This is a genomic window from Acidovorax sp. Leaf73, assembly GCF_916855635.1.
GTDB classification, from domain to species: Bacteria; Pseudomonadota; Gammaproteobacteria; order Burkholderiales; family Burkholderiaceae_C; genus Acidovorax; species Acidovorax facilis.
In genome coordinates this window covers 704,113-730,652 of sequence record NZ_CAKASI010000001.1, presented here as the reverse complement: position 1 = coordinate 730,652, position 26,540 = coordinate 704,113, and the positions used below count along the sequence as shown (strand labels likewise).

Genomic DNA, 26,540 nt, shown 5'->3' with positions numbered 1-26,540 from the left:
GCGCACAAACTGACAAGGCCCCGGCTGGTTACCGCCAGCACGGGGCCCTTGGCATTTTTTGGCGTCGCCCATGGCCAACAGAAGCGCCTTGGCTAGCGCCCTGGTGGGTAGTTAATAAGCACGCTTACCAGCACAAACCCCGATGCCTGCGCCGATGCTGCACCGCCATAATTTGGCAGAGGCTGGGGTCCGCTCTGCAAGGAGCAACCGTGCATCCCCACCAACCCAGCCCACCATTAACAGGAGACAGCATGCAACTGACCAAACTCGTCGTCGGCCTGAGCCTTGCGCTCGGCTTTGTGGCCACCGCTGCCGCGCAGACCACCATGCGCATCAGCATCTCGACAGCCCAGAATTCCCACCAGGGGATTGCCATCGACACGTTTGCCAAGGAAGTCGAAAAGCGCACGGCTGGCCGCTACAAGGTACAGACGTTCTACAACGGCGCCCTGGGTGGCGAGCGCGAATCGATTGAAGCCGTGCAGCTGGGCACGCAAGAGCTGGCGTTCAGCTCCACAGGGCCCATCCCCAACTTTGTGCCTGAAACCAAAATTCTGGACGTGCCTTTCCTGTTCCGCGACAAGGCGCATGCCCGTGCGGTGCTGGACGGCCCCATCGGCCAGGAGATGCTGACCAAGTTCGACAGCAAGGGCTTCAAAGCCCTGGCCTGGGCCGAAAACGGCTTCCGCCACATGACCAACAGCAAGCGTTCGGTGAACACGCCCGAGGATCTCAAGGGCCTGAAGATGCGCACCATGGAGAACCCCGTGCACATCGCCGCGTACAAGGGCTTTGGCATCATCACCACGCCCATGGCCTTCCCCGAAGTGTTCACGGCCCTGCAACAAGGCACCGTGGACGGCCAAGAGAACCCACTGCCCGTGATCATCTCGGCCAAGTTTGACCAGGTGCAAAAGCACCTGACACTGACCGGCCACGTGTATTCGCCCGCCATCTTCGTGATGAACAAGGGCGCTTTCGAGAAGCTGTCGGCCGCGGACAAACAGGCCTTCATCGACGCCGCCAAGGAAGGCACCAAGGCCAACCGGGCCCGCGTGGATGAAGACGATGCCAAGGGTGTGGCCGACCTGCGCGCCAAGGGCATGACGGTGGTGGACAACCCCGACAAATCCAAGTTTGTGGCGGCGCTTGCCCCCGTAAATGCCGAGTTCGAAAAGCAGTTCGGCAAGGCCACGCTCGACAAGATCCGCGACTTCAAGTGATGCCCGCGCTACTATCGATGTAGTAGCAACCAACGCCCGTAGCGCAAGCGCTATCGGGCGTTTTTGCTCCCGCCCCGGGTTTCTTGCCTGATTGCTTACCGTGTTGTCCCCCCTGTTGTTTCAACTGCCCATGGCTGGCACTGCCCCATGAAAAATGCTTTTCTCACCTTTGAGCGATGGACCACGTTCATCGCCATGCTGGGGGCCTGCGCCATGCTGGCCCTGTCTGCCTCGCTGGGCATGTTCCAGATCCTCATGCGCTTTGTGCTGGAGCAGCCCGCCGAATGGACGGAAGTGCTGATCCGCTTCAGCCTGATCTGGATGGTGTTCCTGGCCATCCCCAGCGCGTTCCGCCAGGGCGCGATGGTCAGCGTGGATGTGCTTTACCGCTGGAGCCCTCCCGCCCTGCGGCGGGTGCTGGACTGGGTGGTCGCGTTGGCAGCCCTGGCGCTGATCGGCATCGTCATCTGGTACGGCTGGGACTACGCTCAACGTGGTGGCGTGCAGAGCATGGCGGGGCTGGAATCCGTCTCGATGTTCTGGGCCTACCTGGCCATGCCCGTCGGCGGCCTGTTCTGCACTGTCGGCATCATCGGCAATCTCATCGACCCCCTGCGCATGGAACTGGAGACCGCCCAATGAGCATGGTCATGATTTCAACGATGGTGATTTGCTTTGCACTCACCATTTCGGTGGCCGTGTCCATCGGCCTCGCTTCCATCCTGGGCATCCAGGCATCCAACGCCAACATGCTGATCTCGGTGAAGGAGATGTTCGCCTCGATCAACAAGTTTCCGCTGGCGGCCATCCCCTTCTTCATCCTCGCGGGCAACCTCATGGAGACCGGTGGCATCTCGCGCCGCCTGGTGGAGTTTGCCAAGAGCATCGTGGGCGGCGTGCAGGGCGGCCTGCCCATGACCTGCGTGCTCACCTGCATGATCTTCGCGGCCGTGTCGGGCTCGTCGGTGGCCACCACGTTTGCGATTGGTGCCATCCTAATCCCCGCGCTCATCAAGCATGGCTACCCCACCAGCTATGCGGCTGCGCTGCAGGCCACAAGTGCCGAGCTGGGCGTGATCATTCCGCCCTCCATCCCGATGATCCTGTACGGCGTGAGCGCCGAAGTGTCCATTGGCGAGCTGTTCATCGCGGGCTTTGGCCCAGGCCTGCTGATCAGCGGTGCGCTGATGCTCTTCGTATGGGCGTATTGCAAGTACAAGGGCTGGGGCAAGAACGACGGCGATGGCCGCATGCCGTTTGGCAAGGCCACGCTGCAGGCGGGCTGGGCGCTGCTGATGCCGGTGATCATCCTGGGCGGCATCTACGGCGGCGTGTTCACCCCCACCGAGGCATCGGCCGTGGCCGTGTTCTACGCGCTTATCGTGGGGGTGGTGATCTACCGCGAGATCCGCATCAAGGACCTGTTCGCCATCCTGCGCAAGTCGGCCATCTCGTCGGCGGTGATCATGTTCATCATCGCCAATGCCGGGCTGTTTGCGTTCCTCATCACACGTGCCGGGGTGCCCGATGCCATCGGCCGCTGGCTCGAAGCCGTGCTGCAGTCCCCTGCCCTGTTCCTGCTGGGGGTGAATGCGGCGCTGTTCGTGATCGGCATGTTCATCGAGACCAGCGCCGCCATCATCGTGCTGGCGCCCATCCTCGCGCCCGTGGCCATGCACTTTGGCATCGACCCGGTGCATTTCGGGCTGATCATGGTGGTGAACCTGGCGCTGGGCATGATCACCCCGCCTTTTGGAGTGAATCTGTTTGCGGCCTGCACGGTGGCCAGAATCTCGCTGGACCGCATCATCAAGCACTTACTGCCTTTTGTTTGTGTGATCCTGGTTTGCCTGATGATCATCACGTACATACCCTCGATCTCACTCGCTCTCCGAGATCTGGTCTACGCAAAGTAGTTAGAATCGTCAGGTCAGGAGAGAGTGCCAAGCCCCACAGGCCACCGCACCGCCGAAGGCGCAGGCAGCAGCCGAACGCTCAGGCAAAAGGACTGACAACCGCCCGCAGTGATGTGGGCGTTCCCTTGCTGGAGAGAGATGGCCCACCGCACCGCGTGTTGAGGCCATCCACCGAAGGAGCAAACCGCACGGCCAGCCAGGGCGCTGCGGTGAATCTCTCAGGTAAAGCGGACAGCAGGGCAAATCCCGTGGCCACCTTGTGGCTGCGGCCCTCATTTGCCCCGGAGTTCCGCCATGTCAGCCACCGCCCCCCTGCTTACCACGCCCCTGAACGCCCTGCACATCGAGCTGGGCGCCCGCATGGTGCCGTTCGCCGGCTACTCCATGCCCGTGCAATACCCCGCTGGCCTGATGGCCGAACACCAGCACACGCGCAGCGCGGCGGGCTTATTTGACGTCTCGCACATGGGCCAGCTCAAGCTGGTCGGCCCTGACGCCGCAGCGGCGTTTGAAACCCTGATGCCGGTGGACGTGATCGACCTGCCCGTGGGCAAACAGCGCTACGGGCTGCTGCTCACCGACGAAGGCACGGTCATCGACGACCTGATGTTTTTCAACCAAGGCGTGGTGGATGGCAAGCCCACGCTGTTCGTGATCGTGAACGGTGCCTGCAAGGTGGGCGACATTGCCCATATCCAGGCGCGCATCGGCCAGCGTTGCAATGTGATCCCCATGCCCAAACACGCGCTGCTGGCGCTGCAGGGCCCGCAGGCCGTCACAGCACTTGCGCGCCTGGCGCCCGGCGTGGAAAAGCTGGTTTTCATGACGGGCGGCGATTTTTCCATTGCAGGCTGCGACTGTTTTGTGACCCGCAGCGGCTACACCGGTGAAGACGGTTTTGAAATCTCGGTGCCCGCTGCGCAGGCCGACAGCCTGGCCCGCGCCCTGCTTGCTCAGCCCGAGGTCAAACCCATCGGCCTGGGCGCCCGCAACTCGCTGCGGCTCGAAGCGGGCCTGTGCCTGTATGGCAACGACATCGACACCACCACCACGCCGCCTGAAGCCGCGCTGAACTGGGCCATCCAGAAGGTGCGTCGCATGGGAGGCGCCCGCGCAGGGGGTTTCCCCGGATCAGACAAGGTGCTCGCGCAGATCGACAACCCCGCCAGCCTGCAGCGCAAGCGCGTTGGCCTCGTCGCGCTGGAGCGTGTGCCCGTGCGCGAACACACCGAATTGCAGAGCGAAGACGGCCAGAAGATTGGCGAAGTGACCAGCGGCCTGCTGGGCCCCACGGTGAACGAACCCGTGGCCATGGGCTATGTCACACCCGCCTTCGCCGCCATCGGCACGCGGGTGAACGCCATCGTGCGCGGCAAGGCCGTGCCCATGGAAGTGCGTGCCATGCCCTTTACCCCCGCGCGCTACTACCGCGGCTGACCGTCTGAAACTGCGCCAGCCCGGCTACAGTCTTGGCTGGCATCGGCACTTTTGTTTGTTTCCCCCCTTTTTTTCTGGAGCCCCCATGACCGTCAAGTTTTCCAAGGATCACGAGTGGATCGACATCTCCGACCACGAAGCCGCCACCGTGGGCATCACGGTACACGCCCAGGACGCGCTGGGCGATGTGGTGTTTGTGGACCTGCCCGAAGTCGGCAAGACCTTCACCCAGGGTGAAGTCGCCGGCGTGGTGGAGTCCGTCAAAGCCGCCGCCGACGTGTACATGCCCGTCAGCGGCGAAATCGTCGAGGTGAACGAAGCCCTGCGCGCCGACCCCTCGCTGGCCAACACCGACCCGCTGGGCGCTGGCTGGTTCTTCAAGGTCCACGTGACCGACATGATGCAATTCGACGCGCTCATGGACGAACCTGCGTACGCAGAGTTCGCCAAGAACGCCTGATCTCCGGATCTTTTGTTCCCCGAGGCCCGGCGCCCTGCCGGGCCAATGTGCCTCCTTGTTGTCCCACGCCGCCGCCGATGACCACCCTCGCCCCCCTGCCCACGCTCGCAGCGCTTGAAAACGCCACCGAATTCCTGCCACGCCACATCGGCATCGATGCGGCCGATGAAGCGCACATGCTGTCGGTGATTGGCGAGGCCTCGCGCCGCGCCCTCATCGACTCCATCGTCCCGCGCTCCATCGCACGCAGCAGCGCGATGGACCTGCCCCTGCCGATCACGGAAGCGGCGGCGCTGGCCGAACTCAAGGCGATGGCATCGAAGAACCAGGTCCTGAAGAGCTTCATCGGCCAGGGCTACTACGGCACGCACACACCGGGCGTCATCCTGCGCAACATCCTGGAGAACCCCGCCTGGTACACGGCCTACACGCCGTACCAGGCCGAAATCTCGCAAGGCCGCATGGAGGCGCTGGTCAATTTTCAGACCATGGTCTGCGATCTGACCGGCATGCCGATTGCCAATGCGTCGATGCTGGACGAAGCCACGGCCGCCGCTGAGGCGATGACGCTGGCCAAGCGCTCCGTCAAGAGCAAGAGCAATGTGTTTGTGGTGGCCGGTGATGCCCACCCGCAAACCATCGAAGTGATCCAGACCCGTGCCAAGCCCCTCAATATCGAAGTGGTGCTGGCCAACTCCGCCGCCGAATGGGATGCAGCGCTGAATGGCGAGTATTTCGCCGTGCTGGCCCAGTACCCTGCCACCAGCGGCCGCATTGACGACCTGCGCGCTGATGTGGAGAAGGCGCATGCCAAACAGGCGGCCTTCATCGCAGCGGCCGACCTCCTGGCCCTCACGCTGATCACCCCGCCCGGTGAATGGGGTGCCGACATCGTCGTGGGCACCACGCAGCGCTTCGGCATGCCCATGGGCGCGGGTGGCCCGCACGCTGCCTACATGGCCTGCCGCGACGAGTTCAAGCGCAGCCTGCCCGGCCGCCTGGTGGGCGTGAGCGTGGATACACATGGCAAGCCCGCCTACCGCCTGGCCCTGCAAACGCGCGAGCAGCACATCCGCCGCGAAAAGGCCACGTCCAACATCTGCACCGCGCAGGTGTTGCCCGCCGTGATCGCCAGCATGTACGCCGTGTACCATGGCCCCGATGGGCTCAAGCGCATTGCACAGCGTGTGGCCAGCTACACCGCCATTCTGGCCAAGGGGCTCACACAACTGGGCGCGCCGGTGCGCCCGCAGGCGTGTTTTGACACGCTGACGCTCAAAACCGATGGCGCTACTAAATCCATAGCTGCTCGCGCAGTACAGATGGGCGCCAACCTGCGAATTTATTTCGAAAACTACCTGTGCATCTCGTTGGACGAGACCACCACGCGCGCCGACATCGAGCTGCTGTGGAAAGTCTTTGCCCAGGACGGCCAGGCGTTGCCCACGTTCGATGCTTTTGAGAAAGGCGTGGAGTTGCTGATTCCGGCCGAGCTGCGCCGCACCAGCAGCTACCTCACGCACCCGGTGTTCAACACCCACCACTCCGAAACCGGCATGCTGCGCTACATCCGTCAGCTGTCTGACAAGGACCTGGCGTTGGACCGCAGCATGATCCCGCTGGGCAGCTGCACCATGAAGCTCAATGCCACGAGCGAGATGATCCCCATCACCTGGCCCGAATTCGCCAACGTGCACCCCTTCGCACCCGCTGACCAGTTGCAAGGCTACAAGGAGCTGGACGAACAACTGCGCGCCTGGCTGTGCCAGGCCACGGGCTACGCAGGCATCAGCCTGCAGCCCAACGCCGGATCGCAAGGCGAATACGCGGGCCTGCTGGCCATCAAGGCCTACCACGAGGCCCAGGGCGATAGCCACCGCAACATCTGCCTGATCCCCAGCAGCGCACACGGCACCAACCCCGCCAGCGCCCAGATGGTGGGCATGCAGGTGGTAGTGACCGCCTGCGATGCCAACGGCAACGTGGACATGGCCGACCTGCAGGCCAAGTGCGAACAGCACAGTGCCAACCTGGCCTGCATCATGATCACCTACCCCAGCACGCACGGCGTGTTCGAAACGCAGGTGAAGGAGCTGTGCGCCCTGGTGCACAGCCACGGCGGCCGGGTGTATGTGGACGGCGCCAACATGAACGCCCTGGTCGGCGTGGCCGCCCCTGGCGAGTTCGGCGGCGACGTGAGCCACCTGAATCTGCACAAGACCTTCTGCATTCCGCACGGCGGTGGCGGCCCCGGCGTGGGTCCCGTGTGTGTGGTGGCCGATCTGGTGCCCTACCTGCCTGGTCATGCCACGGCCGGTGTGGCCGGCGGCGTGGGTGCCGTGTCGGCAGCGCCTCTGGGCAATGCCGCCGTGCTGCCCATCAGCTGGATGTACTGCCGCATGATGGGCGCCGAAGGCCTGCAGGCCGCGACCGAAACCGCCATCCTCTCGGCCAACTACATCAGTGCACGCCTCAAGGATCACTACCCCACGCTGTACGCGAGTGCCAATGGCCACGTGGCGCACGAGTGCATCCTGGACCTGCGCGGCCTCAAGGACACCAGCGGCGTGATGGCTGAGGATGTCGCCAAGCGCCTGATCGACTACGGCTTCCACGCGCCCACGCTGAGCTTCCCCGTGCCCAACACGCTGATGGTGGAGCCCACCGAGAGCGAAACGCTTTTCGAGATCGACCGCTTCATCGACGCGATGATTGCCATCCGCGAAGAGATCCGCCAGATCGAATCCGGCGCCTGGCCGCAGGACAACAACCCGCTGAAGAACGCGCCGCACACGGCCGAGAGTCTGCTGGGCAGCGAATGGGCTCGCCCTTACGCCCGCGAAGCCGCCGCTTACCCGGTGGCCGCCCTGCGCCAAGCCAAGTACTGGTCGCCTGTTGGCCGCGTGGACAACGTATGGGGTGACCGCAATCTGAGCTGCAGCTGCATCCCGGTGTCTGACTACGCCTGAGACACCTGAATTGCCTGAACGCAGTGACCTCGACCACCAGCGCCTGCACTGTCTGCCAGCCGCCTGCGCTGGACGCGCTGGTCCGGTCTGAACCTGCCCTGGCCGCTCTGTGGCAGGCCCTGCCTCGCCGTCAGTTCGGCGCAGGCACGCTGCTGCAGCCCGCGGGCGAGACCAGCACGCGCTGCTGGCAGGTGCGCAGCGGTGTGGTTCGGCTGTTCTACCTGAACGAACAAGGTACCGAACGCAACCGGTCGTTTCACGGCACCGGCAGCTGGGTGGCTGGCAACCTGCCGCCTCTGGCGCTGCCCAGCCCTTATGCCATCGAGGCCCTGGCACCGGTAGAGGCTGTGGAGCTGACCTATGCCACCTTGCAGCAGTGGCAACGCAGCTTTGCCCACATCGGCCCCTTGCTGGAAGAGGCCCTGGGCTATGTGTTTCAGCAGCACGCACAGCGCGAAGCCGAGTTGTTGAGCCACCCTCCCGAGGTGCGCTACCAATCTTTTCTCGCTACACACGGTGATTTGACGCCCCACCTGCCGCAGCACCATGTGGCCAGCTACCTGGGCATCTCGCCGGTATCGCTATCACGCATCCGGGCACGGCTGGGCTTGGTGGAAGCGTCACGCGGCGTTTGAGAATTTTCAGCGTTCCTGTGGCCACGCACTGACCGTGCGATCCCGCCCTGGCATCACCACCTGGGGCAATTTTTCCTTGTCCATGAGGGCGTCACCTGCCACCAGCCCGTTCAGATGCAGCAGGTGCGCGGTGATGCCGTACACCTCGTCATCGGTCAGGCTCTTGGGCGCGTGCATCGGCATGCCCCGACGCACATAGTCGAACACCGTCGTGGCATAAGGCCACATCGCGCCCACCGACAACACCTGCAGCGGGTACTTGCGCACGCGCAGGGGGCGCAGCGGGTCGCTCCAGCCGATAAAACCATCTGTGCCCACCAGCCGGGCGGCAGGCCCTTCGATGCCCTGTGCGCCGTGGCAGGCGGCGCAGTGCATGGCATACAGCCGCGCGCCCTGCTCCACGCTGCCCCGGCCGGGTGGCAGATTGCGGCCGTTGGGGAAGACGGTGATGGCATAGCGATCGATGTCGGCAGGCGAGAGCGGCTGGCCTAAGCCGATGACAAGTGGCGGCGCAGCTGGTGCAGGAGCCGCAGCGGACGGCGCCTGGACCTCGCTGGCTCTGCCTGCACTCAGCAGTCCCACCACCATCGCCACGGCCACGCCCCGCCGCAGGGTGGCGCGTCCTGCGGGCAGCAACTGGCTGCACAGATCTTCACGCATAGACGTTCTCCACGCGGCCATCGGCCTGCACGCGCCAGGCCTGCACCGCGTTGTAGTGGTTGAACGAGTGCATGGCATAGCGCCGCTTCCATTCACTGCGCAGTGGCTGTGTACGACCATGCTCGTCCGTGGCGCGGCTCATCAGGTCGGCCTTGCGGCCGTTCCACTGCCAGGGCAGCGTGAAGCGCGTAAAGGCCCGGTCCAGTACCGGGCCGTGGAGCTGCGCCGCAGCCCAGGTGCGACCTCCGTCCACGGACATATCCACACGCGCTATGCGCCCCCGGCCCGACCAGGCCAGACCAGTGATTTCGCAAAACCCATGGGGCTCAGGCAAACGCTGCTGGCCGGAGGGGTGCGTGATCACCGACTTCACTTCCATGTGGAACGCGAAGCGCTCGATCCGTCCATCGGCCAGCACTTGCGTGTACAGACCCGACTCGTCCTTGGTGTAGGCGGGCGCGTCGGTCACTTCGAGCCGGTGCAGCCATTTCACGTTGACGTTGCCCTCCCAGCCCGGCATGAACAGGCGCATGGGGTAGCCCTGTGAAGGCCGCAGCCGCTCTCCGTTCTGGTACAGCGCCACCATGCCGTGCTCCAGCAAGGCCTTCAGGGGCAGGCTCCGGCTGTGCGATCCACCGTCAGCGCCTTCGGCCACCACCCATTGGGCACTGTCCTTCACCCCCGCTTCGTTCAGCAGATAGGCCAGCGGCACGCCCGTCCACTCCGAACACGACACCTCGCCCGCAATCTCGCCCAGCGTCTGGTCCAGAGCCGTGGGCGATAGCGCGTTGGCGGCTGAGTTGCCCGCGCATTCCAGAAAATGCACGCGGTTGACCATGGGGTAGCGCAGCAGGCGTTCCAAGTCAAAGCGCAGCGGTTTGTGCACCAGCCCATGCACCTTCAGTGTGTGGCGCTCCGGCGCAATGTCGGGCACGCCGTTGTGGTGCACGGCAAAGTGCAGGCCGCTGGAGGTGATGATGCCGCGCTGGTGCTGCAACGGCGTGCGCCACACCGGAAAGCCTGCCGCAGTGGACAAGGTCCGCTCCACCTGCGCCTCCTGTGCTGCGGGCAGGCCGTACGGCAGATCGGCCCCACCGGGGCGGGTCATCGCATCGGGCAAGCGGGCGGCCAGTGGCTGTGGCGGCGCTGCCTGCGCCGCCGCCATACCCACGCCCCCCGTCGCAAGCCCCCCCAAAAAAGTCCTCCGAGCCAGTCCGCTGTGGCCGTTGAATGAACGCATCCGTCATCTCCGCAAAAAACAAGCACTCGGCACCCATTGGCCGCAGCTGCAGTGTTGCCATCCGCATGCCGCTGCGCATTAACGTTGGTTAACGCGCCCACAGTGGATTGGCACCAGCCAAGGCGCCAAGCCCTTTACACTGGCGCGCCGCTCGCAGCCCAACCGTTGCTGACGAGCAAAATGGCGTTCTGACTTTTCCCCCTTTCTTTTTGTTTCAAGGACTCCCCGTGCGCATTTCTTCCGCCCTTGTGCTCATTGGCCTTCTGGCTGCCCCCTTTGCCTCTGCCCAGGCTGCAGGCCCCGTCACCACGGCCAGTGGCCTGGTTTATGAATCGCTCAAGGACGGCACCGGCGATTTGCCCAAGGCCACCGACACCGTCAAGGTGCACTACAAAGGCATGTTTCTGGACGGCAAGGAGTTCGACAGCTCCTACAAGCGCGGCGAGCCGACGTCGTTCCCGCTCAACGGCGTGATCCCGTGCTGGACCGAAGGCGTGCAACGCATGAAGCCGGGTGGCAAGGCCAAGCTGACCTGCCCACCCTCCATCGCTTACGGCGCCCGGGGAGCCGGTGGCGTGATCCCACCCAATGCCACGCTCAACTTCGAGATCGAACTCATCTCCATCGGCCGCTGACCCCATGCTGCTAAAGGTCGGTGATCTCGCGCGGCGCACCGGCCTGACGGTGCGCACGCTGCACCACTATGACGAGATCGGGCTGCTCAAGCCTTCAGGCCGGTCCGAGGCGGGCTACCGCCTCTACAGCCAGGCCGATGTGCAGCGACTGCACGGCATCCAGACCATGCGCCAGATGGGCCTGGCGCTCAGCGACATCGGGGCGCTGCTGGCGGGAGACGGCATGGCCCCCGAACGCATCATCGGGCAGCAGATCCGCTCGCTGGACCAGCAAATCGCGCAGGCCACCGAACTGCGCGGACGCCTGACCATGCTGAGGGACGGCCTGATGGCCGGTGCCGAGCCAGACATGGGCAACTGGCTGGAGGCCCTGGCGCTGATGACGACCTATGGCAAGTATTTCAGCTCGGCCGAACTCAAGCACATCTTTCAGAACTGGAACCTCATTGAGGCTGACTGGCTGATCGTCAAAGACCTGGTGCGCAGCGCCATGGACCGCCAACTGGCACCCGACACACCCGAGGTGCAGGCGCTGGCCTACCGCTGGATGGCGCTCATGCTGCACTGGATGAAGGGCGATCTGGACCTGCTGGAGCGCTGGGGCCATATGTTCCGCACCGAACCCAGCACCCAGGGGCGCAACCATGCACCGCCGGGTGAAATGATCGAGTACATCGAAACGGCCATCAAGCTGCGCATGGCGCTGCTGGAAAAGTACCTGACCCGCAACGATCTGCGCACACTGGGCCATGTGCCCCATACCGACTGGGCAGCGCTGGAGCAGGACGTTCAACAGCTTCTGGCCCGCGCCCTTCCTCCCCACCACCCCGATGCGGTGGCTGCCGCTTTGCGCTGGAACGCACTGTTCGACACACTCACGCGGCGCAGCCCCGAGTTGCGCCAAAAGCTGCTCATGGCCTCCGCCAATGAACCGCTGCTGCAGGCAGGCTCGCCCCTGAGTGCTCCCGTGCGCACCTATCTGCAGGCAGCACTGGCCCACGCCATGCCACCACCTGCGGCCGCTGTGGTATCCCCACACCGCTGACAACAGCACCGCCCCAAAAAGTCAGAAAAGTGCTTGACCCTCACGCAACGTGAGGCTTCACAGTCGGTCCCTATGAATGGACCGACTCACACCCCAGAATCCGCCGCCCCGGGCCGAAAGCTGCATGCCCTGGACAATCTGCGCGCCGCCATGATGTGGCTGGGCATCGTGCTGCATGTTTCGGTCATTTACATGAGCCGGCCGTCTCCCCTGCCCTGGCACGACGATTTGTCCACGTCGGTGGCCGACTTGCTGGTGGCGGTGATCCATGCGTTCCGCATGCCCCTGTTTTTTATCCTGGCCGGTTTTTTTGTGTCGGCACTGGTGCAGCACCGAGGGCTGGCGGGCATGGTGCGCAACCGGCTGCGCCGCCTGGGCCTGCCTTTTGTGGTGTTCTGGCCGCCCTTGTTGGTGGTTAGCGCCCTGCTGGGCCTGTTGTTCCTGCACCGCATGGCCCATGGCACCTGGGGCGTGGACCGCAGCCTGCTGCCCCACGGCCCCAACGTACCCAAAGGCCCGCCGACCATGCACCTGTGGTTTCTGTGGATGCTGCTGTGGCTGGCCGTGTTCACGCCTGTGGTGTGGGCTGCAGCACGTGCGCTGCCCGGTGGCGTGCAGAAAGCCCTGGGGCGCTTCACCGCCTGGCTGGGCGGTTCGGCCCTGGGCGTTGTGGCGCTCACCCTTCCACTCGCCTGGATCGGCGCCCACTACGACCACGGAATCGTCACGCCCAGCGGTTCCTTTCTGCCTCCCTTGGCGGAATGGCTCCACAACGGGCTTTTCTACGGATTCGGGCTGTGCCTGTACACGCAGCGCAGGGACTTGATGGTGCGCTACGCAAGGCACTGGCCCGTGCTGGCGGGCCTGGGGCTCGTGTGCTTCCTGATCACTGCATTCTTGTCGGAAGTGCTGGCCCAGCCTGAGGCTTCGGCCTTTGCTCTGGTCCTGGTCACCGGTGCCTTCACCGAGATCCTGGCCGAGCCCGTCTCTGCCACCCGGCACCTGCAGTTCTGGATGGCACTGGCTTACAACGCCGCGTCCTGGTTGTGGAGCTTTGCGCTGATCGGGCTCTTTCTGCGCCACGTCGGACAGCCCCGTGTCTGGCTCGCCTACCTGGCCGACAGCTCGTACTGGGTGTACCTCGTGCACCTGCCGCTGACGATTGGTTTTGGCGCGCTGCTGTATGGGGTGCCGATTCCCGTCCTGGCCAAGATGGCTCTCAACGTGCTGGCCACCACGGCCCTGTGCCTGGCCAGCTACCACCTGTGCGTGCGATTCACTGCCGTGAGCCAGTGGCTCAACGGGCGCCGGCACACCCGCAAATCTTTTGGAGACTCTGTTCATGCGATCTGAAATGCCCCATCACCCTTCGCCCCCCCACCCAAAGAGCGCCCCCCAGGACCCGCGCGCCGCGCTGTTCAAGGACCCCAACTTTCGCTGGATGACGAGCGGCTCCTTCCTGTCCATGCTGGGCGACCAGTTCACGCTGATTGCACTGCCCTGGCTGGTGCTGCAGATGACGGGCGACACCCTGGTGCTGGGCACCGTGCTGGCCCTCATCAGCGTGCCGCGCGCACTGTTCATCCTGATCGGCGGAGCACTGGTAGACCGCCACTCGCCCAAACAGGTGCTGATGATCACCAAATACATCAACCTGGTGCTGCTGGCCGTGCTGGCGGGGCTGGTGCTTGCAGGCACCCTGACGCTGTGGATGGTGTATGCGCTGTCGCTGGGCATTGGCCTGGCCACGGCCTTCAGCATTCCTGCTGGCACGGCCATGATGCCGCACGTGGTGGCGCGCTCGCAGTTGCAGGCCGCCAACGGCATCAGCCTGGGCCTGCGCCAGCTGACCATGTTCCTTGGGCCCCTGCTGGCAGGGCTGCTCATTGCGCTGTTTGGTGCGGGCGACGCAGTCAAAGAAGTCGCCAGTGCACCGGCCCAGGCCAACGCCACCGGCATCGGCCTGGCCTTCGCGCTGGATGCCCTGAGCTTTGCGGTGTCCGCCTGGACGCTGTCCAAGGTGCAGACCCATGCTGGCAACTCGGCCCCGGCTGCGGCACCCCAGGCGGTGCTGGCGTCGGTGGCGCAGGGCCTGGTTCACTTCTGGCGCGATGGAGAGCTGCGCACCTGCTTTCTCTACTGGAGCGCCATCGCCCTGTTCATCATGGGCCCCATCCACATCGCCATCCCCGTGCTGGCCAGCAGCACGCCAGCGCTGGGCGCGGCCGCGTTCGGCACCATGGTGGGCGCCCATGGCGCGGGCACGCTCCTGGGCATGGTGGTGTCGGGCATGTTGCCGAGACTGCGTTTTGGCAGCCTGGGCATGACCATCCTGGCGTTCGACGCCATCATCGGTGTACTGTTCATGCCTCTGGGGCTGATCACGGCCGTGTGGCAGGGCGCAACGCTGATGCTGGTCATCGGCCTGCTCGGCGGCTTCATGCAGGTGAGCGTGTTCACCTGGATCCAGCAACGTGTGCCACCGGCCCTGATTGGCCGGGCGATGAGCCTGTTCATGTTCATCTTCATGGGCCTGGCCCCCATCTCCGCAGCCGTCACGGGCTGGGTGATGAAAAGCATCACGCTGACCCAGCTGTTTGCGGCCAGCGGAGGTACGCTGGTGCTGCTGGCCGCGCTGGCTTTTGTACTGACGCCCATGCGCCGCGTGACGGATGCAGCACCCGCCACACGCTGAGACTCCCCACGCAAAAAAGGCTGGACCACCGTCCAGCCTTTTTTGTGCCTTAGGAGGAGATCCTCAGACTTCAGTCACGAACTGCTCGCGGGGGCGGCGCACCTTCTTCAGGTTCACCAGCCAGTCGCCTTCATCGGCGCGGTAACCCAGCGGCAGGATCGACACGCTGCGCAGGCCACGTGCCCGAAGGCCCAGGATCTCATCGAGCGCGTTGGGGTCAAAGCCTTCCATGGGGGTGGAGTCCACCTCTTCAAACGCAGCGGCGATCAGTGCGGCACTCATGCCAATGTAGGCTTGGCGGGCTGCGTGCTGGAAGTTCACCTCGGCATCGCGCTGGGGGTAGCTGTTCAGCAGCATCTGGCGGTAGTTTTCCCAGCCTTCGTTCTTGAAGCCACGCTGGTCATTGGTCAGATCGAACATCATGTTGATGCGGTCGGCCGTGTAGTTGTCCCATGCAGCAAACACCAGCAGGTGCGAGCCGTCGGTGATCTGGGCCTGGTTCCAGGCGATGGGCTGGATCTTGGCGCGCACAGCGGGATCGGTCACCACGATGATTTCAAAGGGCTGCAGGCCACTGGAGGTGGGCGCCAGGCGCGCGGCTTCGAGAATGCGCTCCACCTTCTCCTGCGGAACCGCCTTGGTGGGGTTCATCTTCTTGGCGGCATAGCGCCATTGCAGTTTGTTCAGCAGGGGTTGGGCAAGGGAGGTGTCGTCGATGGGGTTCATGGCAAAAATTCCTGACAGGCAGTAGCGATCGGGTTGGATCTAAAAATGCGGGATGGTGGAACTGTAGGGATCCGAATCTCCTTCGGTAAGCCCCGTGAGAGAAAAGGATTGTTCGCAATTGATCAACAATCGCCCCTTGAAAGACGCGCTGAAGCCGTTCACCCCGGTCTCTGCGTGTACGAGCCCCCGGGGCCTGCAGGATCCGCAGGCTTGCGGGCGTACACTCGTGGCCATGCTTTCTGGCCCACAGCATTGCGCAGCGCGCGCACTTTCCTCGCGCCAAAACCCCTGGCCGCGCCCCTCCCATGAGTGAACCCGACCTGTCGTTTCTGGACCCTGCGGGGCGGCAGCCCGCTCCCACAGGTCACGCGCCCGGGACACCCACCCCGCGTGCCACGCCCCCCAGCACAGGAGCCGAGGGCCTGGTGGCTGAGCTGCGCGCCTACCAGGCAGAGCTGGAGAGCCAGAACAAGGTCCTGCGCTACAGCCAGACCGTGGCGGAAAGCGCCTACGAACGCTTCGAGACCCTGTTTGCCAGTGTGCCGCTGGCCCTCATGGTGGTGGACGAACACGACATGGTGGTGCAGGCCAACTCGATGGCGCACCGCTCATTCCAGCCCACTGAACGCGACCGCCCGCTCACGGCACTGATGCCCTTTGTGCGCCCGCAGGACGCCCGGCGCGTGCGCGAGGCCTTCGCGCTGGCGCAGGACCTGGGCCGCAGCGAGGTCAAGGAGGTCGTTTTTTCCATCAATGCAGATACGCCCATCACGGGCGACCTGCACATCGCGCACATTGAGGCCCCGCAAAGCAGTGGTCCCCCCCTGTCGCAGTTTCTGTGTGCAGTGATCGACCAAGGCCCACTGCTGGCCGAGCGCCAGGCGCTGCAGCACAGCGCCATTACTCTGCAGCAGCGCAACGAACAGATCCGCGCCAGTGAGAAGCGGCTGGAGGCCATCATCAACTCCGCGCTGGACGCCATCATTTGCGTGGACCAGCACCAGCGCATCACCGTGTTCAACCCTACGGCGGCAGCGCTGTTCCAGTGCAGTGCCAGCGACGCGCTGGGCAGCACCCTTGACCGCTTTTTGCCCGATGCGGCGCAGGCGCTGGCGTTTGCCCAGCTCACCACCCAGGCCCTGCTGGGCGAGATGACGGCGTTGACCGCCAGCGGCAAGGAACTGGCCGTGGAAGTGAGCGTGTCGTTCGAGCGCCATGCCGAGGGCGAAACCACCACCGTGTTCGCCCGCGACCTGACCGGGCGCAAAAAGGCCGAGGCGCACCGCAGCGAGCTGGAAGCCCAGCTGCGCGAGTCGCACAAGATGCAGGCCGTGGGCACCATGGCGGGCGGCATTGCTCACGACTTCAACAACATCCTGGGCGCGATCCTGGGCAATGTCGAACTGGCCAAGGCCGACTGTGCAGCAGGTTCGCCCGTGCTGGAAAGCCTGATGGAGATCGACAAGGCCGGTCGGCGTGCGCGCGACCTGGTGCGCCAGATCCTCACCTTCAGCCGCAACGAGCCACCGCAGCGCTCCGCAGTGTCGTTGGCCGAAGTGGTGCACGACACCGAACGCCTGCTGCGCGTCACCCTGCCCCCCGCCATCGAGCTGCACATGCAGTTGCAAGCAGGCCTGCCCCCCGTGCTGGCCGATGCCACGCAGGTCGAGCAGGCCCTGCTCAACCTGTGCACCAATGCGGTCCATGCCATCCAGAGCCAAGGCACCGAGCGCGGCAGCATCCATGTGGAAGCCGCTGCCGTGCAGCCCGACCAGCGCCTGAGCGAACGGCTGGGCCTGGCCCCCGTGGACTATGTCGCACTGACCGTGCGCGACAGTGGCCCCGGCATGGACGCTGCCACGCTGGAACGCATCTTCGAGCCCTTCTTCACCACCAAGCCCGTGGGCCAGGGCACGGGCCTCGGCCTGGCGGTGGTGCACGGCGTGATGCGCACACATGAAGGCGGCGTGGACGTGCACAGTGCCCCCGGCCAGGGCAGCCGGTTCACGTTGTACTTTCCGGTCGCCCACAGCGCGGCGCAAAGCACCCTGGATGCGCAGCCCACTCAAGCGGTGCAGGCCGCACCAGCATCCTCCGCACCCTCGACGCCTCCCGCCACCGATACCCCCGGCAGCGCACCGCGCAAGAAGCACCACGTGATGTACGTGGACGATGACCAGGCCCTGGTGTTTCTGGTTCAGCGCCTGCTGCGCCGCCGGGGCTATGAGGTCAGCGGCTACACCGACCCGCACGAGGCCACTGCCGCGCTTCGCGCTGCCCCGCAGGCCTTTGACCTGCTGGTCACCGACTACAACATGCCCGGCTTCTGTGGAGTGGACCTCGTGCGCGAAGCCCGCCTGATCCGCCCCGACCTGCCCGTGGCCCTGGCCTCGGGCTACGTCACGGCCGAAATCGAACAGGCTGCGCTGGCCGAAGGCGCACAGGCATTGATTCACAAGCCCAACGACGTGGAAGAGCTTTGCGCCACCGTGCAGCGCCTGGTGGGCGGGGACAGCCATGCCGCAGGCTGAAACCAGCGCGCTTGCTGCGGACACTGCTGGCCTACCCGCCCCGGTGGCACTGCATGAGGATGCCGATCTGCTCGTGCTCTGCAAGCCCTCAGGCCTGCTGTGCGTACCAGGGCGCGGCCCCGACAAGCAAGACTGCCTGAGTGCCCGCGCTCAGCAGCACTGGCCCGGCGCACTCATCGTGCACCGGCTGGACCAGGCCACCTCAGGCCTGGTGCTCATGGCCCGGCATGCCGATGCACAACGGCGCCTGAGCCTGGCGTTCGAACAGCGGCAGATTCACAAGCGCTACGTCGCAATCGTGCAAGGCCTGGTGGCAGAACCGCCCGGCTCCTGGGCAGACATCCATCTGCCCATCGCTGCCGACTGGGAGCGACGCCCCCTGCGCGTGATTGATGCAGAGCACGGCAAGCCCAGCCACACCCGCTGGCGCCCCCTGGACCACAACACGGCGGCAGGAACCACGCGGGTCGAGCTCGAACCCGTCACTGGCCGCACGCACCAACTGCGCGTGCATCTGGCCGCCCTGGGCCACCCGATCCTGGGAGACGCGCTGTACGCCAATGCCGCCACCCAGGCCCAGGCGCCACGCCTGCTGCTGCATGCCGGGGAACTGGCCTTGGCCCACCCCACCACCGGGCAGGCCATGCGGTGGGAGCTTGCAGCTGATTTTTGAAGTTATTTGCCACCCAGCGCTTGAAGGGTGTCATTTATAGCTATATTTTTAATAGCAAGCCATGCTCAATGACTGGGCAGCAGGGCCGTCACCGAATGGCTCAATTGTTCCTGCCAGGGCAAAGCGTCCACCACCGTGGACAGCAGTTCCAGGTTCTTGTGCCACCCGGTGTCGTTGCCCGTGGAATACACCAGCATCACGTTGCTGCGGGGCTGGCCCAGCCGTGCCCAGGCAAAGGGCCGTTGCGCTGTCCAGAGACTGATGTGCCAGTCCCAGCCAATGGAAACCACGGGGCAGGACGCGCTCACCCATTCGGTATAGCCGCTGATGGTGGTTTCGCAGCCGCACACTGCGGTGCGTGGCACCACCAGGTCCAGGTCTACCGCTGACATCAGATGGTGGATGGGCAGGGACAGCAACTCGTCAATCGACAGGCGCAGCAGGCCATCCGGCGACACCTGCATGGCGTTCACGCCCGCTCCCCACAGGCCACCCAGGTTGCGGCCCATCCCAGCTTGGTGCGGTCTGGCTGTGCGCAAGGGCCTACAGCGCCCCCGGGCCGCTGCATCAGCCCAGCAACCCCAGCATGGCGGCACGCACGGTGGCAGCCGTCTTGTTGGTGGTTTGCAGTTTGGTCACGGCATTCTTGACGTGGAAGTTCACGGTGTTTTCCGACACATCCAGCAGCGAGGAGATGTCGGCAGAGGTCTTGCCGTCGGCGGTCCATTTGAGCACCTCGATTTCTCTGGCCGTCAGATGCGGCTGCATCTCTTCGGCCTGGCGTGTCGTAAAGATGCGCGACAGGATCAGGTGCGCAATGTGCGCCAGCCAGCGCATCTTCATCTCGCTGTGGGCAATCTCGTCGGGTGTCAGGGCATCGGACGAACGCGCCAGCGTCAGCATGCCGCGCACCCCGCCCCCATCAATGCACGATTGCGCCCATCCAAAGCGCAGGCCAAACGATCGCGCGTCCTCCCAGAAATCCTGGGCTGATGCAAACACGTCGTCCGACCAGACCAGCGGGGTCTGCTTGCGGCACCCATGCTGCACCGTGGGGTCCACCTGCACATAGCCCTGCTGCACATACCGCTCCTGCCAGGCCGGCGGGTAGTTGTTCAAGAAAATGGTCTTTGGGTTGGACAGGGGCATGGGTACCCGCAGGCCATAGGCGCAGTACTCAAACCCCAAGGCGTGCGCAGCAAGCTCGATTTTGCAAAAAACCTCTTGCTCAGACTGCGCGCGGTCCATCACCCCCAAAAGATCTTCTTGCCAGCTTGTCATAGGACTCCAACACCGAGCACCACCCCACAGAGACTGACCATCCGCATGCGAATTACGCACCATCAACCGCCGTTACGTTTTTCCACATTCTGGCGGCATTGAAGCCCTTTGGCGAGTTGATTTTGAGAGGGACGGGGTCAGGCAACACCTACCAGAGTTGGTAGTTACAAATATTTTCGGGTGATTTTCTAATGGGGAAAACTCATGAGGGAATCTCCGATGCGCATCACCTCTGGCTGCTCTGCGGAACTGCGTCCACCACTGATGACCCGCATGGCCCGGTACCGGCACCGCGTTTTTGTGGAAAAACTGGGCTGGCAGCTGCACTGCCGCGATGCCCTGGAGCTGGACCAGTTCGACCGGGACGACACCGTCTACGTCATCGCCCAGAACGAAGACGGCGAGGTCATCGGCACCGCCCGGCTTCTACCCACCACCCGCCCCTACCTGCTGGCCGAGGTGTTTCCGCAACTGCTCAACGGTGCCCAGGCCCCCGACGCGCCGGAGGTGTGGGAGCTGTCCCGCTTTGCATCCATGGATTTTTCAGGTCCCACGGGCTCTGCGCTCGACCAGTTCTCCTCGCCCATCACCACCGGCCTGCTGCAGGCGGCCAGCCGGTGCGCCATGGCACACGGGGCCCAGCGCATGGTCACTGTCTCGCCACTGGGGGTGGAGCGCCTGCTGCGCCGCACGGGTTTTGAATCGCATCGCCTGGGCCCGCCCACCGTGGTCCAGGGCCATCCGCTTTTTGCCTGCTCCATTCGGTGCAAGTGACAACACGAACCCGCCTGCTGACACGCTCGCCGCCCACAGCCCTTGCCTGACATGACCATGCCGCAGCCTTCCTCGCTCCAGCACCCGGCACAGGGCCCGACCCCTGCGGCTGCGGCTGCCTCTCCAGGCCTGACGCCCCACGGCCTGCGGGTGGTGATCCCGCATGCCGGACGGGTGACAGGTCCCCTGCGCGAGGACCTGCTGCAGCAGCGCCCCGTCACCCTCTGGCTCACCGGCCTGAGCGGCGCGGGCAAGTCCACCCTGGCCTATGCGCTGGAGGAAGAACTGCATGGGCTCGGGTTTGCGAGTTTTGTGCTGGACGGGGACAACCTGCGGCACCGGCTCAACCGCGACCTCGGTTTCAGCGCCGCCGAGCGCTCGGAAAACATTCGGCGCGTGGCCGAAGTCGCCGCCCTCATGAACGACGCCGGGCTGATGGTGTTCACCGCACTCATCTCCCCCCAGCGCAGCGACCGTGCCATGGCCCGTGCGCTCATCGGAGAACACCGCTTTCTGGAGGTGCATGTGAGCACCCCGCTCAACGTGTGCGAGGGCCGCGACCCCAAAGGCTTGTACACCCTGGCGCGAGCGGGGCACATCCCACAGTTCACAGGGGTTTCCGCCCCCTACGAGGCACCCGAATCGCCTGATTTCAGCATCGACACCGCCCACCTGAGCCTGCCCGATGCCTGCGCGCAGGTGCTCGCGCTCCTGCGCCAGCGCGGGTACATCCGCTAGGGCTGTCTTTTTTTGCACGTTTCTTTCCATGTCTACCGACCACGCCCCAGTCTCCGCCCCGGCGCCAGCCCCCACGGCCCATGGGGTGCACGCCTATGACCTCTTCAACGGTGATGCCGACGGGCTGTGTGCGCTGCACCAGCTGCGCCTGGTAGAGCCCCGCGACAGCTTTCTCATCAGCGGAGTGAAACGGGACATTGCCCTGTTCGACCAGCTGCCCTCGGGGCGGCCACTGCAGGTGACGGCGCTCGACATCTCGTGGGACCGCAACGCGCAGGGCGTGTGCCGGGTCCTCAATGGCGGCGGCAACGTGACTTATTTCGACCACCACAGCGCAAAAACCCTTTTTCGCCACCCGCAGCTCACCGCCCACATTGACACCGGCCTGGACGTCTGCACCAGCATCCTGGTAGACCGCCACCTGGGCGGCGTTTTGCGCCAGTGGGCCATCGTGGCGGCCTACGGTGACAACCTGGACGCCGTGGCCGACCGCATGGCGCGCGAGCATGGCTGCACGGCGGCCACACGCGGTGCGCTGGCGCAGCTGGGCTACCTGCTCAACTACAACGCCTATGGCGAAAGCCGCGAAGACCTGCACTTTTGCCCCGTGCAGCTGTACCGGTCACTCCATCGCTTTGAAAGCCCGCTCGACTTCATGGCCAAGGCCTACGAATTCCGCCGCCTGCAAGAAGGCCATGCCAGCGACCAGCAGGCCGTGCAGGACCTGGCCCCCTACACCGCCAACGACCGGGCCACCGTGTACGTGCTGCCCGACCGCGCATGGGCCCGGCGTCTGTGCGGCACCCTGGCCAACCAGCTGGTGGCGCGCAACAACGGGCGTTCGGTCGCCGTGCTCACGCCCCGTTCGGACGGCGACTTTCTGGTGAACCTGCGTATCGGCAGCGCCAGCGCCAGCCGTGCCGACATTTTCTGCAGCCGCTACCCGGCGGGTGGCGGTCGCCATGGCGCGGGCGGCATCGACCGGCTGCCCGACCAGGATATGGATCGCTTCATCAACGAGTTCTTCGCGCACCTGGAGGCAGACACACCATGAACCAGCCAACCCGCACCACACGCCCGCTTCCGCTGTTGATGATTCCGCTGCGGCGCTGCGGCAGCCATGCACTGCGCCTGCGCCTGAACGCCAGCCCACAGTTCCACTCCCCCTACCCCCTGCACATCGTGGACTTCATGCCCCTGGTGCCACTGTATGGCGACCTGCGCGACGACAGCGCGTACCGGCAGATGGTCAAGGACGTGGTGGGACTGCAGCAATCCAGCATGGTGAAGTGGCCGGGGGTGCATTTCGACGCCGAGGAGATCTTCAACGCGCTGGAGAACGAACCCCGCAGCGTGCACCGCATTGTGTGGGAGCTGCTGCTGCGCAGTGCGGAGCAGCACGGGGCCAGCGTGGCCATGGACAAGTCGCTCGACAGCGTCCACTACGCGCACGACCTGATGGCCCTGTTTCCGGATATGCGCTTTCTGAACGTGGTGCGCGACCCCCGGGCGCAGGTGGCTTCGATGAACCGGGCGATCATTCACGACTTCGACACCACACTCAACGCCCTGGCCTGGGTCAAGGCCCACGCCACCGGCCGCGCACTGGCATTGCGCTACCCGGACCGCGTGCTCACCATCCGCTACGAAGACTTCCTGGGCGACCAGGAACACACGCTGCGGCGCATCTGCCAGTTCATCGGCATCGAGTTTCTGCCACAGATGCTGGACATCGCGGCATCGCAAGAGGCGCAAGACCTGTCCCGCATGTCCGCCCTGTGGGAGTCCAACTGCTTTGCCCCCCTGCCAGCCAACAAGGACAAGTTCAAGACCCAGCTACAGCCCCACGAGATCGAGACCATCGAAAGCCTGGCGTGGGAAACCATGCACTACTACGGCTACGAATGCATGACCGAGGCCCAGGCCCTGCCCCCCACGCCCGTGGTGCTGGCGCAGTGCCACCAGCAGTCAGAAAAACGGCGCGTCGAGGCCTGGGAGCAGTTGCTGCGCAGTGCGCCGCGCGACTATGCGGCCCGCCGCGTGCGGGCCGACTACCTGGAGCGCGTGCGCCAGCGCCTGCAAAGCACCAGCTCCCTGGAAACCGGGGCAGCGGCCTTGTCCTGACCAGCGCGGCAAACCAACCTGGTCCACAGGCACCCGACCCCAGCCCCCTTCACACACCTTCGCCACTGCACCCTCAAGGAACCGCCATGCGCATCAAAGACCTGAAACTGGGCATTCGACTTGGAGTGGCATTCGGGCTGCTGCTACTGATCACCATGGTCATCGCTGTACTCGGCGTCATGAGCGTGACCGCCCTGCAGCACAGCAACGAGCACATTGCCACCTCGGAACTCAAGCGCCAGGGCATCGTGCACCAGTGGCAGACCGACATCCAGATGAACTGGTTGCGCACCGAGGCCTTCCTCAAAGCCAACGACGCCCAGTACGCCGGCAAGCTCAAGAAAGACATGTCTGCCGTGGTCGAGGTGCAAAGCAAGCGCATGCAGGAGGTGCGCAGCTACCTGTTGTCCGGCAAGGAAATGCAGCTTTACGACCAGGCTATTGCCGCGCGCGATGCCTACCGCGTCAAGCGCACCGAACTCGTCAAAGCCAAGGAGGCGGGACAGGACGTGGCCGCGCAGGCCGATACCGTGCTGGCGCCCGTCTTTCAGAGTTACGCGGCCGTGCTGCAAGAGCTGACCCACACGCTGGACGAAGGCGTGGCCAGCACCCTGAAGGACACCACGCGCAAGGCCGAGGCCAGCACCGCCTGGGTGAGCGGCAGCACCGTGCTGGCCATCCTGGTGGGGTTGTTCCTGGCGTGGTGGACCACCCGCTCCATCACCGCCCCTGTGCGGCAGGCCGTACAGGCCACCACGGCCATCGCGGCGGGTGACCTGGCCACTCCCATTCCCCAGGGGGCCAAGGACGAGCCGGGCCAGTTGCTCACCGAGCTGGCACACATGCGTGCCAAGCTGGCCGACATCGTGGCCAACGTGCGGCAAAGCGCCGAAAGCGTCTCCACCGCCAGTGCAGAAATCTCGCAGGGCAACCACGACCTCTCGGCCCGCACCGAACGCCAGGCCAGCGCGCTGCAGCAAACCGCTGCTTCCATGGAGGAGCTGGGCTCGACCGTGAAGCAGAACTCCGACAGCGCCCAGCAAGCCAACAAGCTCGCCCGCAATGCCAACGACGTGGCCGTGCAGGGTGGCGAAGTGGTGGCCCAGGTGGTGGAGACCATGAAGGGCATCAACGACAGCTCCAAGAAAATTGCCGACATCATCAGCGTGATCGATGGCATCGCCTTTCAGACCAACATCCTGGCACTCAACGCCGCCGTGGAAGCCGCGCGTGCGGGCGAGCAGGGCCGGGGCTTTGCCGTGGTGGCCACCGAAGTGCGGGGGCTGGCGGGCCGGTCGGCCGAAGCTGCCAAGGAGATCAAGGAACTCATCTCGGCCAGCGTCAGCCGTGTGGACCAGGGCACGGCCCTGGTCGACAAGGCCGGGCAGACGATGACGGATGTCGTCCAGTCGATCCGGCGTGTGACGGACATCATGAGCGAGATCAGTGCCGCCAGCGCCGAGCAGAGCGACGGCGTGGGCCAGGTGGGTGAAGCCGTGATGCAGATGGACCAGGCCACGCAACAGAACGCAGCCCTGGTCGAAGAAATGGCCGCCGCCGCCAGCAGCATGAAGAGCCAGGCCCTGGATCTCGTCCAGCTGGTCTCGGTGTTCCAGTTGGATGCAGCAGGCAGCAGCACCCCGCTGCCTGCCGCCAGCCGGGCGCCCACACCATCGGCCCACACGGCCCACCCAGCCCTGGCACCGGTTGCGCGTGTCGGCGCGCCCCGCGCCATCGCTGCAGCCTGAGGCGCCGCAAGCCAAGGCGATGGTTTAGGGCCTTTTGAGGCCCTGGCGCTTGATGGTTCTCATTGTTAGCTATAACTAATATAGCAAACAAGACCGCATCCAGGCGCGACCAACGAACCTACCCTTGCACCGGCCTCGACATCGCCCACTGCACCGCCAAAATGCTGGCCAGCACCACCAGCATGCCCCCCAGCGCCACCCCCGTCATGGCCTGCCCCAGCAACACCCAGCCCAGCAGCACGGCCGTGACCGGACTCAGCAGCCCTAGCGACGACACCGCCACCGACGGCAACCGCGCAATGCCACGAAACCACAGCGCGTAGGCCAACAGGGCACCAGCCAGACTCAGATAGACATAACCGCCTACCTGCGCAGCCGAGAGCGCGGGCAGCGGCGGGTCGACCACCCAGGCCACGGGCGCCAGCATGATGCCGCCCGCCAGCAGCTGCCAGCCCGTAAATGCCAGCACCGGCAGGTCCGACCGCCAGCGCCGCGACCAGAACGTGCCCGCTGCCATGCACACTGTGCCCACCAGCGCCGCAGCCACGCCCACCATGTCCCACCGCGCCCCCGGCGACAGCAGCAGCGCCGCCATGCCCAGCACGCCCAGGGCACCCGCCGCCAACGCCAGGCCGGGCGGGCGCCGATGGTCCAGCGCCCAGACCAGCCCCATCACCACCAGCGGGCCTATGGCGCCCACCACAGCCGCCACGCCCCCCGGCAACCGGTAGGCCGCCACAAACAGCAGCGCCTGGAAGACCCCGATGTTCAGCGCCGACAGCACCAGCAGGCGCCGCCACCCCACCCAATCGCCCCACGCCGGCCAACGGCGGCACCACAACACCAGCAGCAGGCCGGCAGGCAGCGTGCGCAGCAGCGCTGCCGTGAAGGGCCGGTCGGGCGGCAACAGCTCGGTGGTGACGATGTAGGTGGAGCCCCAAATGACCGGGCCCACGGCCGTGGTGAGCGCATCCAGCCAGGGAGAGGTACGATGGTTTTGCATGGCAATTTATCTTTAATTCAAGATAAA

At 65.0% G+C, this 26,540-nt stretch carries 24 protein-coding genes and 2 riboswitches; of the genes, 18 read left to right on the top strand and 6 right to left on the bottom strand.

Going from position 1 to position 26,540, the window contains the following annotated elements; translation table 11 throughout:
• The first annotated feature begins 251 nt into the window (after nucleotides 1–251).
• From LPA35_RS03465 to LPA35_RS03435, 7 genes are all read left to right on the top strand, one after another.
• On the top strand, nucleotides 252–1,223 hold the full coding sequence (locus tag LPA35_RS03465; protein WP_228895069.1) for a TRAP transporter substrate-binding protein: 972 nt from the start codon (nucleotides 252–254) through the stop codon (nucleotides 1,221–1,223).
• A gap of 147 nt (nucleotides 1,224–1,370) precedes the next feature.
• Nucleotides 1,371–1,865: a TRAP transporter small permease gene (locus LPA35_RS03460; protein ID WP_121506571.1), complete on the top strand. Its 495-nt coding sequence runs from the start codon at nucleotides 1,371–1,373 to the stop codon at nucleotides 1,863–1,865.
• Nucleotides 1,862–3,139: a TRAP transporter large permease gene (locus LPA35_RS03455; RefSeq protein ID WP_121506572.1), complete on the top strand. Its 1,278-nt coding sequence runs from the start codon at nucleotides 1,862–1,864 to the stop codon at nucleotides 3,137–3,139. The genes LPA35_RS03460 and LPA35_RS03455 overlap by 4 nt, the downstream gene beginning before the upstream one ends.
• 5 nt (nucleotides 3,140–3,144) lie before the next feature.
• A riboswitch (glycine riboswitch) is annotated at nucleotides 3,145–3,244 on the top strand.
• A 13-nt stretch (nucleotides 3,245–3,257) separates the two neighbouring features.
• Nucleotides 3,258–3,384: riboswitch (glycine riboswitch) on the top strand.
• A gap of 49 nt (nucleotides 3,385–3,433) precedes the next feature.
• Nucleotides 3,434–4,576, top strand: a complete 1,143-nt coding sequence (gcvT, locus tag LPA35_RS03450; protein WP_228895067.1) for a glycine cleavage system aminomethyltransferase GcvT — start codon at nucleotides 3,434–3,436, stop codon at nucleotides 4,574–4,576.
• 85 nt (nucleotides 4,577–4,661) lie between these two features.
• Nucleotides 4,662–5,036 carry a glycine cleavage system protein GcvH gene (gene gcvH, locus LPA35_RS03445; protein ID WP_055397402.1) on the top strand — a complete coding sequence of 125 codons (375 nt, stop codon included), beginning with the start codon at nucleotides 4,662–4,664 and terminating at the stop codon, nucleotides 5,034–5,036.
• Nucleotides 5,037–5,113: 77 nt separating this feature from the next.
• Nucleotides 5,114–8,005 carry an aminomethyl-transferring glycine dehydrogenase gene (gcvP, locus tag LPA35_RS03440; RefSeq protein ID WP_228895065.1) on the top strand — a complete coding sequence of 964 codons (2,892 nt, stop codon included), beginning with the start codon at nucleotides 5,114–5,116 and terminating at the stop codon, nucleotides 8,003–8,005.
• A 23-nt stretch (nucleotides 8,006–8,028) separates the two neighbouring features.
• On the top strand, nucleotides 8,029–8,640 hold the full coding sequence (locus tag LPA35_RS03435; RefSeq protein WP_228895063.1) for a Crp/Fnr family transcriptional regulator: 612 nt from the start codon (nucleotides 8,029–8,031) through the stop codon (nucleotides 8,638–8,640).
• A gap of 6 nt (nucleotides 8,641–8,646) precedes the next feature.
• On the opposite strand, the gene LPA35_RS03430 is transcribed toward LPA35_RS03435, so the two are convergent.
• Together LPA35_RS03430 and soxC are read right to left on the bottom strand one after the other, a co-directional pair.
• Complete coding sequence (locus tag LPA35_RS03430; protein WP_055397408.1) at nucleotides 8,647–9,300, bottom strand: c-type cytochrome; 654 nt, start codon at nucleotides 9,298–9,300, stop codon at nucleotides 8,647–8,649.
• Nucleotides 9,293–10,540, bottom strand: coding sequence for a sulfite dehydrogenase (soxC, locus tag LPA35_RS03425; RefSeq protein WP_228895061.1), 1,248 nt, complete (start codon nucleotides 10,538–10,540; stop codon nucleotides 9,293–9,295). The genes LPA35_RS03430 and soxC overlap by 8 nt, the downstream gene beginning before the upstream one ends.
• A gap of 233 nt (nucleotides 10,541–10,773) precedes the next feature.
• Between soxC and LPA35_RS03420 the strand changes: the two genes are divergently transcribed.
• The 4 genes from LPA35_RS03420 to LPA35_RS03405 all read left to right on the top strand — a co-directional run bounded on the left by LPA35_RS03420 (nucleotide 10,774) and on the right by LPA35_RS03405 (nucleotide 14,915).
• On the top strand, nucleotides 10,774–11,175 hold the full coding sequence (locus LPA35_RS03420; RefSeq protein ID WP_370641364.1) for an FKBP-type peptidyl-prolyl cis-trans isomerase: 402 nt from the start codon (nucleotides 10,774–10,776) through the stop codon (nucleotides 11,173–11,175).
• Between the two features lie 4 nt (nucleotides 11,176–11,179).
• Nucleotides 11,180–12,220 (top strand): MerR family transcriptional regulator, encoded by a 1,041-nt coding sequence (locus LPA35_RS03415; protein WP_228895058.1) that lies wholly within the window; start codon nucleotides 11,180–11,182, stop codon nucleotides 12,218–12,220.
• A 72-nt stretch (nucleotides 12,221–12,292) separates the two neighbouring features.
• A complete protein-coding gene (locus tag LPA35_RS03410; protein ID WP_228895056.1) occupies nucleotides 12,293–13,573 on the top strand; it encodes an acyltransferase family protein in 1,281 nt (426 codons plus the stop codon).
• Complete coding sequence (locus LPA35_RS03405; protein ID WP_370641341.1) at nucleotides 13,563–14,915, top strand: MFS transporter; 1,353 nt, start codon at nucleotides 13,563–13,565, stop codon at nucleotides 14,913–14,915. The genes LPA35_RS03410 and LPA35_RS03405 overlap by 11 nt, the downstream gene beginning before the upstream one ends.
• A 63-nt stretch (nucleotides 14,916–14,978) precedes the next feature.
• On the opposite strand, the gene LPA35_RS03400 is transcribed toward LPA35_RS03405, so the two are convergent.
• A complete protein-coding gene (locus LPA35_RS03400; RefSeq protein ID WP_055397419.1) occupies nucleotides 14,979–15,641 on the bottom strand; it encodes an NAD(P)H-dependent oxidoreductase in 663 nt (220 codons plus the stop codon).
• A gap of 305 nt (nucleotides 15,642–15,946) precedes the next feature.
• Here LPA35_RS03400 and LPA35_RS03395 point away from each other — a divergent pair, with 305 nt between their 5' ends.
• Nucleotides 15,947–18,172, top strand: coding sequence for an ATP-binding protein (locus LPA35_RS03395; protein WP_121506583.1), 2,226 nt, complete (start codon nucleotides 15,947–15,949; stop codon nucleotides 18,170–18,172).
• Nucleotides 18,159–18,845, top strand: a complete 687-nt coding sequence (locus LPA35_RS03390; RefSeq protein WP_199731197.1) for an RluA family pseudouridine synthase — start codon at nucleotides 18,159–18,161, stop codon at nucleotides 18,843–18,845. The genes LPA35_RS03395 and LPA35_RS03390 overlap by 14 nt, the downstream gene beginning before the upstream one ends.
• Before the next feature lie 65 nt (nucleotides 18,846–18,910).
• On the opposite strand, the gene LPA35_RS03385 is transcribed toward LPA35_RS03390, so the two are convergent.
• Together LPA35_RS03385 and LPA35_RS03380 are read right to left on the bottom strand one after the other, a co-directional pair.
• Complete coding sequence (locus LPA35_RS03385; RefSeq protein WP_055397425.1) at nucleotides 18,911–19,354, bottom strand: DUF4902 domain-containing protein; 444 nt, start codon at nucleotides 19,352–19,354, stop codon at nucleotides 18,911–18,913.
• A gap of 58 nt (nucleotides 19,355–19,412) precedes the next feature.
• Nucleotides 19,413–20,126, bottom strand: a complete 714-nt coding sequence (locus LPA35_RS03380) for an autoinducer binding domain-containing protein (RefSeq protein WP_055397427.1) — start codon at nucleotides 20,124–20,126, stop codon at nucleotides 19,413–19,415.
• Nucleotides 20,127–20,345: 219 nt separating this feature from the next.
• Here LPA35_RS03380 and LPA35_RS03375 point away from each other — a divergent pair, with 219 nt between their 5' ends.
• The 5 genes from LPA35_RS03375 (at nucleotide 20,346) to LPA35_RS03355 (ending at nucleotide 25,510) form a co-directional block, all read left to right on the top strand.
• Nucleotides 20,346–20,900, top strand: coding sequence for an acyl-homoserine-lactone synthase (locus tag LPA35_RS03375; RefSeq protein ID WP_228895053.1), 555 nt, complete (start codon nucleotides 20,346–20,348; stop codon nucleotides 20,898–20,900).
• Nucleotides 20,901–20,957: 57 nt separating this feature from the next.
• Nucleotides 20,958–21,638, top strand: a complete 681-nt coding sequence (gene cysC / locus LPA35_RS03370) for an adenylyl-sulfate kinase (RefSeq protein WP_055397584.1) — start codon at nucleotides 20,958–20,960, stop codon at nucleotides 21,636–21,638.
• A 28-nt stretch (nucleotides 21,639–21,666) separates the two neighbouring features.
• Nucleotides 21,667–22,692 carry a hypothetical protein gene (locus LPA35_RS03365; RefSeq protein WP_228895052.1) on the top strand — a complete coding sequence of 342 codons (1,026 nt, stop codon included), beginning with the start codon at nucleotides 21,667–21,669 and terminating at the stop codon, nucleotides 22,690–22,692.
• Nucleotides 22,689–23,762, top strand: coding sequence for a sulfotransferase (locus LPA35_RS03360; RefSeq protein ID WP_228895050.1), 1,074 nt, complete (start codon nucleotides 22,689–22,691; stop codon nucleotides 23,760–23,762). The genes LPA35_RS03365 and LPA35_RS03360 overlap by 4 nt, the downstream gene beginning before the upstream one ends.
• A gap of 86 nt (nucleotides 23,763–23,848) precedes the next feature.
• The gene (locus tag LPA35_RS03355; RefSeq protein WP_121419936.1) at nucleotides 23,849–25,510 is read left to right on the top strand and encodes a methyl-accepting chemotaxis protein; all 1,662 of its coding nucleotides are present in this window, start codon (nucleotides 23,849–23,851) and stop codon (nucleotides 25,508–25,510) included.
• Nucleotides 25,511–25,628: 118 nt separating this feature from the next.
• Here LPA35_RS03355 and LPA35_RS03350 read toward each other — a convergent pair whose 3' ends face one another.
• Nucleotides 25,629–26,513 carry an EamA family transporter gene (locus LPA35_RS03350; RefSeq protein ID WP_228895047.1) on the bottom strand — a complete coding sequence of 295 codons (885 nt, stop codon included), beginning with the start codon at nucleotides 26,511–26,513 and terminating at the stop codon, nucleotides 25,629–25,631.
• Between the last annotated feature and the right edge of the window lie 27 nt (nucleotides 26,514–26,540).

What these genes read in the sequence shown, in the direction of transcription:
- LPA35_RS03465 (WP_228895069.1), top strand. Translation starts at nt 252, where the DNA reads ATGCAACTGACCAAACTCGTCGTCGGCCTGAGCCTTGCGCTCGGCTTT.
- LPA35_RS03460 (WP_121506571.1), top strand. Translation starts at nt 1,371, where the DNA reads ATGAAAAATGCTTTTCTCACCTTTGAGCGATGGACCACGTTCATCGCC.
- LPA35_RS03455 (WP_121506572.1), top strand. Translation starts at nt 1,862, where the DNA reads ATGAGCATGGTCATGATTTCAACGATGGTGATTTGCTTTGCACTCACC.
- gcvT (WP_228895067.1), top strand. Translation starts at nt 3,434, where the DNA reads ATGTCAGCCACCGCCCCCCTGCTTACCACGCCCCTGAACGCCCTGCAC.
- gcvH (WP_055397402.1), top strand. Translation starts at nt 4,662, where the DNA reads ATGACCGTCAAGTTTTCCAAGGATCACGAGTGGATCGACATCTCCGAC.
- gcvP (WP_228895065.1), top strand. Translation starts at nt 5,114, where the DNA reads ATGACCACCCTCGCCCCCCTGCCCACGCTCGCAGCGCTTGAAAACGCC.
- LPA35_RS03430 (WP_055397408.1), bottom strand. Translation starts at nt 9,300, where the DNA reads ATGCGTGAAGATCTGTGCAGCCAGTTGCTGCCCGCAGGACGCGCCACC.
- soxC (WP_228895061.1), bottom strand. Translation starts at nt 10,540, where the DNA reads ATGCGTTCATTCAACGGCCACAGCGGACTGGCTCGGAGGACTTTTTTG.
- LPA35_RS03415 (WP_228895058.1), top strand. Translation starts at nt 11,180, where the DNA reads ATGCTGCTAAAGGTCGGTGATCTCGCGCGGCGCACCGGCCTGACGGTG.
- LPA35_RS03410 (WP_228895056.1), top strand. Translation starts at nt 12,293, where the DNA reads ATGAATGGACCGACTCACACCCCAGAATCCGCCGCCCCGGGCCGAAAG.
- LPA35_RS03405 (WP_370641341.1), top strand. Translation starts at nt 13,563, where the DNA reads ATGCGATCTGAAATGCCCCATCACCCTTCGCCCCCCCACCCAAAGAGC.
- LPA35_RS03400 (WP_055397419.1), bottom strand. Translation starts at nt 15,641, where the DNA reads ATGAACCCCATCGACGACACCTCCCTTGCCCAACCCCTGCTGAACAAA.
- LPA35_RS03395 (WP_121506583.1), top strand. Translation starts at nt 15,947, where the DNA reads ATGAGTGAACCCGACCTGTCGTTTCTGGACCCTGCGGGGCGGCAGCCC.
- LPA35_RS03390 (WP_199731197.1), top strand. Translation starts at nt 18,159, where the DNA reads ATGCCGCAGGCTGAAACCAGCGCGCTTGCTGCGGACACTGCTGGCCTA.
- LPA35_RS03385 (WP_055397425.1), bottom strand. Translation starts at nt 19,354, where the DNA reads ATGGGCCGCAACCTGGGTGGCCTGTGGGGAGCGGGCGTGAACGCCATG.
- LPA35_RS03380 (WP_055397427.1), bottom strand. Translation starts at nt 20,126, where the DNA reads ATGACAAGCTGGCAAGAAGATCTTTTGGGGGTGATGGACCGCGCGCAG.
- LPA35_RS03375 (WP_228895053.1), top strand. Translation starts at nt 20,346, where the DNA reads ATGCGCATCACCTCTGGCTGCTCTGCGGAACTGCGTCCACCACTGATG.
- cysC (WP_055397584.1), top strand. Translation starts at nt 20,958, where the DNA reads ATGCCGCAGCCTTCCTCGCTCCAGCACCCGGCACAGGGCCCGACCCCT.
- LPA35_RS03365 (WP_228895052.1), top strand. Translation starts at nt 21,667, where the DNA reads ATGTCTACCGACCACGCCCCAGTCTCCGCCCCGGCGCCAGCCCCCACG.
- LPA35_RS03360 (WP_228895050.1), top strand. Translation starts at nt 22,689, where the DNA reads ATGAACCAGCCAACCCGCACCACACGCCCGCTTCCGCTGTTGATGATT.
- LPA35_RS03355 (WP_121419936.1), top strand. Translation starts at nt 23,849, where the DNA reads ATGCGCATCAAAGACCTGAAACTGGGCATTCGACTTGGAGTGGCATTC.
- LPA35_RS03350 (WP_228895047.1), bottom strand. Translation starts at nt 26,513, where the DNA reads ATGCAAAACCATCGTACCTCTCCCTGGCTGGATGCGCTCACCACGGCC.